This is a genomic window from Paludibacter jiangxiensis, assembly GCF_001618385.1.
Classification (GTDB): Bacteria; Bacteroidota; Bacteroidia; order Bacteroidales; family Paludibacteraceae; genus Microbacter; species Microbacter jiangxiensis.
Map to the genome: position 1 here is coordinate 690,675 of NZ_BDCR01000001.1, position 12,395 is coordinate 703,069.

9 protein-coding genes are annotated in these 12,395 nt (G+C 43.8%); 6 read left to right on the plus strand and 3 right to left on the minus strand.

The window, feature by feature from the left end:
• Nucleotides 1-80: 80 nt before the first annotated feature.
• The 6 genes from PJIAN_RS02610 (at nt 81) to PJIAN_RS02640 (ending at nt 7,735) form a co-directional block, all read left to right on the plus strand.
• The gene (locus tag PJIAN_RS02610; RefSeq protein WP_068701731.1) at nt 81-1,349 is read left to right on the plus strand and encodes a replication-associated recombination protein A; all 1,269 of its coding nucleotides are present in this window, start codon (nt 81-83) and stop codon (nt 1,347-1,349) included.
• A 216-nt stretch (nt 1,350-1,565) separates the two neighbouring features.
• A complete protein-coding gene (glmS, locus tag PJIAN_RS02615; protein ID WP_068701733.1) occupies nt 1,566-3,389 on the plus strand; it encodes a glutamine--fructose-6-phosphate transaminase (isomerizing) in 1,824 nt (607 codons plus the stop codon).
• 581 nt (nt 3,390-3,970) lie between these two features.
• On the plus strand, nt 3,971-4,378 hold the full coding sequence (locus tag PJIAN_RS02625; RefSeq protein WP_068701737.1) for a DUF2141 domain-containing protein: 408 nt from the start codon (nt 3,971-3,973) through the stop codon (nt 4,376-4,378).
• Nucleotides 4,379-4,386: 8 nt separating this feature from the next.
• Nucleotides 4,387-6,777 (plus strand): outer membrane beta-barrel protein, encoded by a 2,391-nt coding sequence (locus PJIAN_RS02630; protein ID WP_068701739.1) that lies wholly within the window; start codon nt 4,387-4,389, stop codon nt 6,775-6,777.
• 59 nt (nt 6,778-6,836) lie between these two features.
• Complete coding sequence (locus PJIAN_RS02635) at nt 6,837-7,448, plus strand: hypothetical protein (RefSeq protein WP_068701741.1); 612 nt, start codon at nt 6,837-6,839, stop codon at nt 7,446-7,448.
• Nucleotides 7,433-7,735, plus strand: coding sequence for a winged helix-turn-helix domain-containing protein (locus tag PJIAN_RS02640; protein ID WP_068701743.1), 303 nt, complete (start codon nt 7,433-7,435; stop codon nt 7,733-7,735). The genes PJIAN_RS02635 and PJIAN_RS02640 overlap by 16 nt, the downstream gene beginning before the upstream one ends.
• A gap of 42 nt (nt 7,736-7,777) precedes the next feature.
• On the opposite strand, the gene pnp is transcribed toward PJIAN_RS02640, so the two are convergent.
• The 3 genes from pnp to ilvB all read right to left on the minus strand — a co-directional run bounded on the left by pnp (nt 7,778) and on the right by ilvB (nt 12,343).
• A complete protein-coding gene (pnp, locus tag PJIAN_RS02645) occupies nt 7,778-9,910 on the minus strand; it encodes a polyribonucleotide nucleotidyltransferase (RefSeq protein WP_068701746.1) in 2,133 nt (710 codons plus the stop codon).
• Between the two features lie 179 nt (nt 9,911-10,089).
• Nucleotides 10,090-10,629: an acetolactate synthase small subunit gene (ilvN, locus tag PJIAN_RS02650; protein ID WP_068701748.1), complete on the minus strand. Its 540-nt coding sequence runs from the start codon at nt 10,627-10,629 to the stop codon at nt 10,090-10,092.
• A 19-nt stretch (nt 10,630-10,648) separates the two neighbouring features.
• Nucleotides 10,649-12,343: a biosynthetic-type acetolactate synthase large subunit gene (gene ilvB, locus PJIAN_RS02655; protein WP_068701750.1), complete on the minus strand. Its 1,695-nt coding sequence runs from the start codon at nt 12,341-12,343 to the stop codon at nt 10,649-10,651.
• Between the last annotated feature and the right edge of the window lie 52 nt (nt 12,344-12,395).

Here is a 12,395-nt window from a genome sequence, read left to right on the forward strand (position 1 = left end):
ACAACAATCAAAGGTTGGATGTTCAGAGTTTATTAATTTCAGCTTTGAACATCTAACCTTTCAAATTTATAAATAATTTAATGTCTGCACCTTTAGCCGAACGACTGCGCCCCAAAAGTCTGGACGAATACATCGGACAGAAGCATCTTGTGGGAGAACGTGCTATCCTTCGCAAAATGATCGAATCGGGAAATCTCTCATCATTCATTTTGTGGGGTCCTCCCGGTGTAGGCAAAACCACCCTTGCCAAAATCATTGCAAATCGGTTAGAGAGACCTTTTTACACACTCAGCGCTATCAATTCGGGCGTAAAAGATGTGCGGGAGGTGATCGAAAAAGCAAAGAGCAACCGGTTTTTCAATCAACCGAACCCGATTTTGTTCATCGACGAGATACACCGTTTCAGCAAATCGCAACAAGACTCTCTGCTGGGTGCTGTGGAAAACGGCACTGTCACTCTGATTGGAGCAACAACAGAAAATCCTTCCTTCGAAGTGATTACTCCGCTGCTGTCGCGCTGTCAGGTTTATGTCCTAAAATCACTAGACAAGAAAGATTTGCAGGATCTCGTAAAAAGGGCTTTAGCCACCGACTTTGAGCTAAAGCAACGGAATATCAGCATTAAAGAGGACGATGCATTGCTTCGTTTCTCAGGAGGCGATGCCCGAAAACTGCTCAACATTCTGGAATTAGTCGTCAACGCATCTCCCGAAGAAGAACTAGTGATAACCAACACATTGGTGACTGACCGCTTACAAGAGAATCTGGCTACTTATGATAAAGGCGGAGAGATGCATTACGACATTATTTCGGCTTTCATCAAATCAATCCGGGGCAGTGATCCCGACGCGGCAGTTTATTGGCTTGCCCGGATGGTTGCCGGCGGTGAAGATCCTAAATTTATAGCGCGGCGTCTGGTTATTTCGGCCGCAGAAGACATTGGACTGGCTAACCCGAATGCTTTGTTGCTGGCAAATGCCTGTTTCGATGCATTACAAAAGATAGGATGGCCTGAAGGTCGTATAATTTTGTCGGAAACAGCTATCTATCTGGCAAATAGTCCTAAAAGCAATTCGGCCTACCTTGCCATCGACGAAGCGCTTGCTCTGGTAAAAGAGACGGGAGACCTTCCGGTACCTCTACATCTGCGCAATGCTCCCACCAAGCTCATGAAGCAGCTCAATTACGGGAAAGAATACCGCTACTCACACGACGGAGAAAACCATTTCATTGAGCAACAGTTTTTGCCTGACGAGCTGAAGACTCAATCGATCTGGCATGCTGCCGATAACCAGGCGGAACAAAAACAGGCAGAATGGTTGCGCAAACTGTGGAAAGGACGGTTCTGAGACCCAGATGGTGCGATTGCTTACTCATAGCGAATCGCCCAAAGATCAACAAAATCGGATTATTTTTGACCACGATCGTACTATCTGATAAAAAATTACTTTCTTTGTTCATTCAAATATTGTGGGTTGATACTTCTCTAACTCCATGTATGTCAATCATCTGGTAATTGAGAATAGTGTGCTGGTGATAGTGTTTAATCATTTATTCATCACAAAATGTGTGGAATTGTTGGATATATCGGCACAAAAGCGGCTACAGATGTTCTTGTAGACGGGTTACGCAAACTGGAATACAGGGGCTATGATTCAGCCGGAATTTCCATTTTCGAAGACTCTAAAATTCAGGTTGTCAAGGCAAAAGGTCGGCTTGATAACCTCGAAAACAAAATAACTTCGCTGGGTAAACCTCTGGGAACAGTAGGTATCGGACATACCCGCTGGGCTACCCATGGAGAACCTTCTGATGTAAACTCCCATCCTCATGGTAATGAACGGGTTACTATCGTTCACAACGGGATTATCGAAAACTACCTTCAACTTAAAGAAAAGCTGGTTGAAAAAGGATATAAATTCCTTTCGGAAACCGACACAGAAGTTGTTGCCGTATTGCTCGACTACTACTACAACGGAAACCCGGTAGAAACCATTTCTACGGTTATTAAAAATCTGAAAGGATCCTACGCTTTAGGTATAATGTTTCAGGACTGTCAGGACAAGATATTTGCAGTCCGCAAAGACAGTCCGCTTATTGTGGGCATCGGCGAGGGAGAAAACTTTATTGCATCTGACATTCCCGCAATCCTGAAATATACCAGAAGCTATTATCTGCTGGAGGAAAACGAAATTGCTGTAATAGAAAAAGATAAAATCGATATCGTCGATACAGACGGCGATCCTATTCAAAAAGAGATTTTTACTGCCACATGGGATATTGAAGCTGCCGAAAAAGGAGGTTATCCTCACTTTATGCTCAAAGAAATCTACGAGCAACCGACGGCTATCACCAATACCGTTTCACCACGTATAATCAACGGAGCTCCTGATTTTGGTATCAAGGCACTAACCGATGAGATTCTGAAAAGCTTCAAACGTATCTGGATTGTTGCTTGTGGTACGGCAATGCATGCCGGAATGGTAGGTAAATCAGTAATAGAGCAATTGGCAAGAGTTCCGGTTGAAGTGGATATTGCCTCCGAATTCCGCTACCGCAAACCAATCCTCAACCCCGATGACGATTTGGTCATCATCATTTCCCAATCAGGAGAAACTGCTGATACCTTAGCGGCACTGCGATTGGCAAAAGAACAAGGCGTTCATACTTTGGCCGTAGTGAATGTGGTGGGTTCTTCCATCGCCCGTGAGGCCAACAGCGTTATCTATACCTGGGCAGGCCCCGAAATTGCGGTTGCCAGTACAAAAGCCTATACAGTTCAGCTTTCGGTTATGTATCTGTTTGCCATCAAAATGGCAAGTGTCAAGGGCTTAATCGACGAAAAAGAGACAGCAAAACTGTGTGATGATTTACTCGCGTTACCGGCAAAAATTGAAGAGGTTCTTCAGAATGCAGACAATTGTAAATTCGTTGCCAGCAAGTTCCAGAATGCTCATGACATTTTCTTTATTGGCCGTGGTCTGGACTACTCGCTGTCGCTTGAAGGTTCCTTGAAATTAAAAGAAATCTCCTACATTCACAGCGATGCTTATGCTGCCGGCGAATTGAAGCACGGAACTATTTCACTGATTACTACCGATATGCCTGTAGTGGCTATAGCAACGCAATCTCATCTTTTTGAGAAGATGATAAGCAACATCAAGGAAGTAAGAACCCGCGGAGCCAAAGTTCTTCTTATTTGCAAGAAAGGAACAGAGCGACAGGCCGATCTATCAGAATATGTTATTGAAATACCAGACTACAACGAATACTTCTCTCCTATTCTGACAGCTGTACCTCTACAGATGTTTGCGTATTACACTTCGGTGTTGAGAGGTTGTGATGTAGATAAACCGCGTAATTTAGCAAAATCGGTTACGGTAGAATAATTTCCAGCCAACTATCTGGTTTAGAATAGAAATTAATCGGCATAACGCCACCATAAACAACTCGTCCTATCGGCGGGTTGTTTTTTTATGTAAAGACAAAAATCCGCAATCTAACCCCCACAAATATATAAATATGCGGAAATTAAGCATTTAAGATTTTAGAAAGGGGTTTCCACCCCTGTAACCCCGACTTCCTTTTTGCCTTGAAGCAAAAAGGAAGCAAAAAATTCAAGGCTCTGCCCGCTTCGCTCAAAAAACCGGCGTTCGGAAGCTGGAATCGTCCAAACTCGTTTCCTCCTTTCGTCGGAAACTTCAAACAAGGACGATTCTTTCCGCTTCCTTCCTTGTTTTTTGGCTCACCGGACAAGGCCTTTACTAATCTGAGGTAGAAACAGTTGCAAATAAAAATTATCTCTTCCTTCTTTTTCTAAATACGCAATCCCTTTATGCGTATCTATTTCATTTTCAGCTTTCGAAAATATTTTTTGAAATAAATCAGCAAAACATTTGGTTTATTTTATAAACTACTTTATCTTTGCAATGTATTTATAAGATAGTTCTAACATCAAAACATAATTATTATGAAAACACTAAAGAGATTAGGAGCTGCAATGGCAATCTGCATGTTTGCCGGTTGCATGTGTTATGCACAAAAAGGAACGCTTATCGTTTCGGTTAAAGGCGTAAAAGAAGCCAAGGGAAATCTGATGGTAGCTTTCGGTGATCAGTCGAACCCGAAACAAATGGTATATAGCATGGTACCGGTTACCTCTACCAACGCTGTGACTTGCACTTTGAAAGATGTTCCGACAGGATCGGGCGGTTTATATGTTTATCAGGATGTAAACGACAATCACCAACTGGACAAAGACGAAAACCAGATTCCGGTTGAGCCTTGTTACCAAAAAGAAAAAGTAACAATCAAAGAGGGCGAAAATAAAATAGAGATCAAATTGATCGACGTAAAAGAAATGATGGGCACTAAATAACTACAAGAATGAGACTTTTGATTAAAATCGGACTGATACTGCTACTGCTTACCCTCTGCCACATACTTTCAGCACAAAACCGGATTGGATACGTAACAAGTAGTAAAGGAGAACCGATTGAGTTTGCAACTATTGCGTTCTTTAACGGAGATAAACCGGTTGCAACTGCAATCAGCGACTCTGTGGGCCGGTTTACTTTAGCGATGGCAGACGGAAGATACCACATGAAAATAAGAAACCTCGCATACAAGCCTGTGGATGAGGACATAACTGCTTCCGATCAAAATCTGGGAGTTTTCAAGTTAACCGAGACCGCTATAGGACTAAACGAAGTTGTGGTAAAAGCATCAGCTATAACACGCGAAGCCGACAGGTTTGTCATGCGCATCGACAAAACACCGGCCTCACTCAATAAGGATGCATCGGAAATCCTTCGCTTAGCCCCCGGCGTCTGGGTCGACGAGAATGGAGTCTCTATCAACGGTGCTTCCGGAAGCAAAGTTTTTATCAACGAACGTGAGATAAAGCTTTCAGGCAAGGATTTATACAACTACCTCCGTAATATTCAATCGTCGAATATTGCCCGCGTAGAAGTAATTCCGCAGGCAGGTGCCGAATACAGTGCCGATACCAACGGCGGAGTGGTTAAGATTATTCTCCGGAAACAAATAGAGAAAGGCATTAACGGCAATTTGGTTTTCAATACACTACAAGGTAAATATCTTGGAGAATACGATCCTTCCGGAACCTTGAATGTCAGCCTGAACAAATGGACATTCGATGCCAGTGCCTCAGGCAATATAACCATGAAAGGAAAAAACGAGATGGCCGCCACCCGCGCATACCACAACGATGACAATACTTATTTCAAATCGCAGTCACTTATGAACCAGAAAACACGCTCGGGCATTGGGAAAATAAGTGCTATTTACGATGCCGACAAGCGCAACAGCCTTGGTGCGGAAATAGAGTATTCGAAACAAAGTACACCTAATCCGACATCGGCAAATACGCTCATCATACAAAACGGATTAACAGCCAAAGGATCAAGCCATTACAACCAAAACGAAAATGCAGAAAATTTCAATGCGCTTTTGAACTATATATTAAAGCTGGATTCGCTCGGTTCCTCATTGAAAGTGATCACCAACTACACCAAAAAGAAAGTGACCGGTAAAAACGACTACAATTCTTATTTTACAACGGGCAGTTTTGTCAGCGACAGCATCTACAGAAGCAATTCGACATCAAACTATAAAATATTTACAGCTGACGCAATGTTTAACAAGGCATTACACGGAGGTGCAAAATATTCTGCCGGGATAAAATATACCCGAAACAGTATTGCCGATACCGTCCGGTATGAAAGCTATTCGACATCAAAATGGCAAACATTACCCGACTACAGTTTCTTGCTCAACTACACAGAAAACATCGGCGCAATGTATGGCACCTTTGCCGCCAATATCCGTCAATTCAGCCTTTCGGGCGGTTTAAGAGGAGAATACACGAGCGTTGACGGACAAAACGGGTATATCAGCCGTCACTATTTCGATCTGTTTCCGAGCGTTAATGTCACTTATTCGTTCGATGCCATGCACACTTTCATGCTTATCGGTCAGTACTCCAGAAACATCGAACGCCCCAATTTCTGGTACCTTAATCCGAATCGTGTTCAATATTCCGACTACTCGTACATGGTAGGTAATCCGGAGCTACGCCCGACATATATCAACAACCTCGGAATTACGGCCGTTTACCATTACCGTTACATCCTGTCGTTTGGCGGACATTTGCACCACGATCTGATACGTGAAGTGTGCAAAATTGATCCGACTAATCCTAAAATAACCTATATCACACCTGAAAATCACTATAGCGAGAATCACTACTATATCGCTCTTATTTTCCCGTTGAAGCCGGTCGAATGGTGCAATGTGAATGCTAATCTGGTCGGAGTGAAGCAGGATATACGAGCCACAGCCAACGATCCTGTTATGTCGCATTATCTCTATTTTGCAAACATAACCGCAGGATTCAAGTTACCGAAAAAATACTATTTAGAACTGACATACAGCGGCACAAGTCGTTTATATTCTGCCAATTCCGGCATCAATCAACGTCAGTTGTTCCATGCAGTTGTAAAAAAACAATTGTTCGGTGACAGAGTATCGGCAGCAATAGGCATCAATAATATTTTCGACAGCAAGATCTCTTACTTCTCCAATACGCCCTACTTCACCATCAACAGCAAAGGAACCGAGGCGCAAAGTTCACGCTACGTCAAACTCAGCGTTCAATACAATTTCAAAAGCGGTAAGTCGTTCAAAAAACGTTCGGTAGAAAACTCATCCGTAGAAGAAAAGAGCCGGCTTGAGAAATCGACCGGAATAAAATAAGCAATAATCTTGCGGCAAAAATAATTTACAATTACCTTTACACTTAAAATTTTACAAAGATGGAAGACTCTCAGATGCAGGACAAAACTCTAAATGAAAAAGAGAGTTTGGCGCTGATTGCGCAAATGATTCAGAACTCACAAAAAAGGCTTGAACGAGGTGCCGGAGGCCAGATGCTTGTGTGGGGATATGCAACCATATTTGCTACCATTGCCGTATGGGTGGCATTCCACCTGACCGGAAATTACAACTGGAACTTCTTGTGGTTTCTCATTCCGGTAATAGGTTATCCGTATATAGTATTCAAGAGCAGACAGCCAAAGTTAGTCAAAACCTACATCGACAAGGTGATTCGGTATATCTGGATGGTTGTTGGAATTACAGGCTTCTTTCTGTCTGCCGCAACCATTTTCAGCTTCATGTGGGCATTTCCCATTTTGTTTGTTGTGATTTTGATGATGGGTATGGGCTCTATGCTTACGGGGCTGGTAACCGAGTTTAAACCATCCGTTATCGGATCGCTTGTAGGGATACTGATCGGCTTTGTCAACTATTTGGTTCCCGACTACGATGTTAAAATGCTTACATTCGCTTTAGCATTTATCTGCATCGACATCATCCCCGGTCATATTTTGAACTACAGAGCCCAGAAGAGATGTTCAAAGAATTAAATCCACTATTACATAGCGAGTTGAGACTTGGCGTAATGTCGATACTAATAAGTGTCGAGAGCGCCGACTTTACCTACATACGCAAACAGACCGGAACAACTGCCGGGAACTTAAGCGTGCAAATAGAAAAGCTGAAGGAGGCCGGATACATTGACGTAACCAAGTCTTTCAAAGGGAAAATGCCCTGCACGACATGCAAAATCACATCGCAGGGCGTTGAAGCATTTCAGCAGTACGTGGAAGCTTTGCAAAGCTATCTGAATCCACAACATAAAAAAGAGGGATAGACAATGTCTATCCCTCTTTTGGAAAATGAATTATGTTAGTAATTATTTCTTTTCCTGATCGTGAGGACGCGGAACCAAAACTTTGTGTGAAAGTTTGAATTTACCGCTCTTCGGATCTACATCGAGCAATTTCACTTCGATTGTATCGCCTTCTTTCAAACCGGCAGCTTCTACAGTTTCAAGGCGGGTCCATGAAATTTCAGAGATGTGAAGCAAGCCTTCTTTGCCTGGCAGGAACTCTACAAAACAACCGTAAGGCATGATCGATTTTACTTTGGAAGTATATACTTCACCAACCTCAGGAATAGCTGTAATGCCTTTTACGCGGGCAATAGCAGCATCAAGTGAGGCCTTGTTGGTAGCAGCAATTTCTACGCGACCAATATTGCCAACTTCTTCGATAGCAACATTAGCGCCTGTTTCTGCCTGAATTCCCTGAATAATTTTACCGCCCGGGCCTATTACAGCACCAATCAAATCTTTCGGAATAGTGATTACCACAATGCGAGGTGCATTCGGCTTCAGGTCTTCGCGAGGATCTTCAATAGTTTCGGCAATTTTACCCAAAATGTGCATACGGCCTTCGTGTGCCTGCATCAAAGCTTTTTCAAGAATTTCGAACGAAAGTCCGTCAACCTTGATGTCCATCTGAGTGGCTGTAATACCATCTCTGGTTCCGGTTACCTTGAAGTCCATATCGCCAAGGTGGTCTTCGTCTCCCAAGATATCAGAAAGAACTGCAAAGTTTGTTCCTTTGTTTTCAGAAATCAAACCCATTGCAATACCTGAAACCGGTTTTTTGATAGCCACACCGGCATCCATTAACGCCAATGTACCTGCGCAAACAGTTGCCATAGAAGACGAACCGTTAGATTCCAAAATGTCAGAAACAACGCGAACAACGTATGGATAATCATCCGGAATCATGCGTTTCAAAGCACGCAATGCCAGGTTTCCGTGACCGATTTCACGACGGCCGGTCCCACGTGATGCACGGGCTTCGCCGGTCGAGAAAGGAGGAAAATTATAGTGTAATAAGAAACGGTCTTTACCTTGTACCAAAGCTTCGTCGATCAGCTTTTCGTCCATTTTGGTTCCCAATGTAACGGTAGTCAACGATTGAGTTTCTCCACGGGTAAATACGGCAGAACCGTGAGCTCCCGGCAGGTAATCAACTTCAGACCAGATAGGGCGGATTTCAGTTGTTTTACGGCCATCCAAACGAATACCTTCGTCCAAAATAGCACGACGCATAGCTTCTTTTTCTACATCATGGTAGTAGCGTGAAATCAAAGCGCCTTTTTCAGCAGCAACTTCAGGTTCGAGTGCAGCGATGTATTCTTCTTTTACAGCTTTGAATGCAGCAACACGTGCGTGTTTGTCGGTATTACCCGATTTTGCGAGTTCAAATGCTTTTGCAAATGTTTTATCGTGAATATCTTTGCGCAAATCTTCGTCGTTCACTTCGTGGCAGTAGGTACGTTTTACTGTCTTTCCTACAGCTTCCATCAGTTCGATTTGTGCCTGACAGTGTACTTTAATTGCTTCGTGAGCTACTTTCATAGCTTCCAGCAGATCCAATTCCGAAACTTCGTCCATTTCACCTTCTACCATCATAATATTGTCGATGGTTGCAGCCACGATAACATCAAGATCAGCTTCGGTTAGTTGGTCAAAAGTAGGATTCACTACATATTTGCCCTGAATACGAGCAACACGAACTTCAGAAATAGGTCCGTTGAAAGGAACATCTGAAACAGCCAAAGCAGCCGAAGCAGCCAAACCGGCTAACGCATCAGGCATATCAACACCATCAGCAGAAATCAACATTACGTTGACAAAAGTTTCAGCGTGGAAATCGTCAGGAAATAAAGGACGCAACGCGCGGTCAACCAAACGAGAAACGAGGATTTCAGAGTCGGAAGGACGACCTTCGCGACGGGTAAAGCCACCCGGGAAACGACCAGCAGCGGCATATTTTTCTTTGTAATCAACCGATAACGGCATAAAATCGGTGCCAGGGACAGCATCAGCGGCAGCGCATACCGTTGCCAACAACATCGTGTCGCCCATTCTAACTACTACAGAACCGTCGGCTTGTTTTGCCAACTTCCCTGTTTCGATAGTAATAGTGCGTCCATCGCCCAGTTCGATGGTTTTTGTTACTACATTCATCTGTGAATAATTTATGTTTTTAAAACTATTTAAGTCGGCACAAAGTTACAATTTTTATCCCGAAAAACATGCAGTACATATTTTACTAATTATCAATAGGATAAAAACAAAAACACCTTCTTTTCACAGAGAATATGTCTGTAAAAAGAAAGTGTAATATTTGGCTGAAATGCTTGCTGTCAGCCTTTTGCTTCCTCTTCGCGATCAGAGAGGAACTTGCTGAGCAATTCGGAGGTCGATTTGGTGATAGCAATGCGACCCGAACGAACGTACTGTTTTACACCGAACTTATCGAGAGCATAATACAATTCTTTTATCTCGTCGGTGTGGCCAGTCATTTCGATTACAGAAAAAGTGCGGGTAATCTCCAGAAAACGGGCGTTGTACTTGCGTACCAGTTGTTCTATTTCGTCGCTTTCCAAAATCGACTCTGTATCAACCTTGTAAAGCGCAACTTCCTGATAAATAACCTCATCATCCGTGTAATAATAGGCCTTGAGTACGTCGATACGTTTCTCGATTTGCTTTACCACTTTATCAATTTCTTCCTCGTCGGTATAGACCGTGATGGTAAATTTGTGAACACCTTCGATGGAAGATGCCGATACAGTAAGACTTTCAATGTTGAGCTGCCGGCGAGAGAAGATAATAGATACCTGATTCAGCAATCCGGGGCGGTTTTCAGAGAAAACGATAACGGTATATAATGTTTTTTCCATAAGTCTGTATTCTTTGTTCTTATTTCAATCGTACATCGGTTATATCAGCACCGGCAGGTACCATCGGCAACACCATCCCTTTGGGTTCGATCCTCACTTCGAGCAGATAGGCATCGTCGTTGCTAACCATTTCGGCAATAGCATGGTCGAGTTCTTCGTGCGTGGAAACACATTTACCATTAATCCCATATGCTTTCGCAACAGCTACGAAATCAGGATTTTTCATATTGGTAAAAGAATAGCGTTCGTCGAAGAACATTTCCTGCCATTGGCGAACCATGCCGAGGAAGTGATTATTAAGCACAATGATCTTTACACCGATATTTTCCTGAAGGATAGTTCCAAGCTCCTGAATGGTCATCTGAATGCCGCCATCGCCACAAAAGAGGCAAACAGTGCGGTGGGGAGCTCCAATTTTTGCCCCGATAGCAGCCGGCAAACCAAATCCCATGGTTCCCAATCCACCGGAAGTAACCATACTGCGGGTTTGTGAAAACCGGAAGTAACGGGCTCCCATCATCTGGTTTTGACCTACATCGGTAACACAAATCGCTTTGTGCCCGGTAGCTTCGGACACCTTACTGATGACTTCTCCCATTTTAATATCGGGAGTGGAGGGGTCAATCTCCTCTTTGATCACCTCATCGTATTCAATTTTGGCATACGAATCGAAGCTGGAAATCCATTCGTCGTGACGAGCAGGTTGCAACTGTTTGGTAACTGCGGCAATAGTCTCTTTTGAATTTCCCAAAACGGCCACATCCGCTTTTACATTTTTGTTTATCTCGGCAATATCGATATCGAAATGAATAATCTTTGCCTGTTTGGCGTAAGTCGCCAGTTTGCTGGTCACCCGGTCGTCGAAACGCATCCCGATGGCAATCAGCACATCACACTCGTTGGTTTTAATATTACAGCCATAATTACCGTGCATTCCCAGCATCCCTTTGTTGAGCGGATGATCGGTAGGCATCGCCGACAGTCCGAGCAGAGTCCAGGCAGCAGGAATTTGCGCTTTTTCGAGCATTGCCAACAGTTCATTTTCGGCATTCCCCAAAATAACCCCCTGTCCAACCAACGCAAACGGTTTTTTTGCCTGGTTGATCAAAGCTGCAGCATCTGAAACGACCTGTTCATCGATCGGTGGAGTCGGAATAAAGCTGCGAATAAAAGTACACGGTTCGTAGTGGAAATTCATCAATTCGATCTGTGCATTTTTGGTCAGGTCGAGCACCACCGGACCGGGACGGCCTTCGCGGGCGATATAAAAAGCACGAGCCACTGCCCAGGGAATCTCAGCTGCCGAACGAATCTGATAACTCCATTTGGTAATAGGCTGAGTAATGCCCACCACATCAGTCTCCTGAAAGGCATCGGTAGCCAAAAGTGAAGCAACCACCTGTCCACACACAACTACCATCGGCGTACTGTCGATCATGGCATCGGCCACACCGGTAATCACGTTGGTTGCACCCGGACCCGAAGTGGCAATGACGACACCCGTTTTTCCGGTTACACGTGAATAACCCTGTGCTGCGTGTACAGCTCCCTGTTCGTGACGCACCAAAATGTGGCGCATCTTGTCGTGGAAATCGTACAGTGCATCGTAAACCGGCATAATAGCTCCACCGGGATAGCCGAAAATGGTTTCAACTCCTTCGGCAAGAAACGCTCGCATGAGCGCCTGGCTTCCTGAAATTTGTGATTGACTCATATTTAGTAGATTAAAGAGCAAAGATCCAGAAACAAAGACTTTAAGGAGTGAT

Excerpts from the sequence above, each read along its gene's own strand:
- pnp (WP_068701746.1), bottom strand. The coding sequence starts at position 9,910 with ATGAATGTAGTAACAAAAACCATCGAACTGGGCGATGGACGCACTATT.
- PJIAN_RS02630 (WP_068701739.1), top strand. The coding sequence starts at position 4,387 with ATGAGACTTTTGATTAAAATCGGACTGATACTGCTACTGCTTACCCTC.
- PJIAN_RS02640 (WP_068701743.1), top strand. The coding sequence starts at position 7,433 with ATGTTCAAAGAATTAAATCCACTATTACATAGCGAGTTGAGACTTGGC.
- glmS (WP_068701733.1), top strand. The coding sequence starts at position 1,566 with ATGTGTGGAATTGTTGGATATATCGGCACAAAAGCGGCTACAGATGTT.
- PJIAN_RS02635 (WP_068701741.1), top strand. The coding sequence starts at position 6,837 with ATGGAAGACTCTCAGATGCAGGACAAAACTCTAAATGAAAAAGAGAGT.
- PJIAN_RS02610 (WP_068701731.1), top strand. The coding sequence starts at position 81 with ATGTCTGCACCTTTAGCCGAACGACTGCGCCCCAAAAGTCTGGACGAA.
- ilvN (WP_068701748.1), bottom strand. The coding sequence starts at position 10,629 with ATGGAAAAAACATTATATACCGTTATCGTTTTCTCTGAAAACCGCCCC.
- PJIAN_RS02625 (WP_068701737.1), top strand. The coding sequence starts at position 3,971 with ATGAAAACACTAAAGAGATTAGGAGCTGCAATGGCAATCTGCATGTTT.
- ilvB (WP_068701750.1), bottom strand. The coding sequence starts at position 12,343 with ATGAGTCAATCACAAATTTCAGGAAGCCAGGCGCTCATGCGAGCGTTT.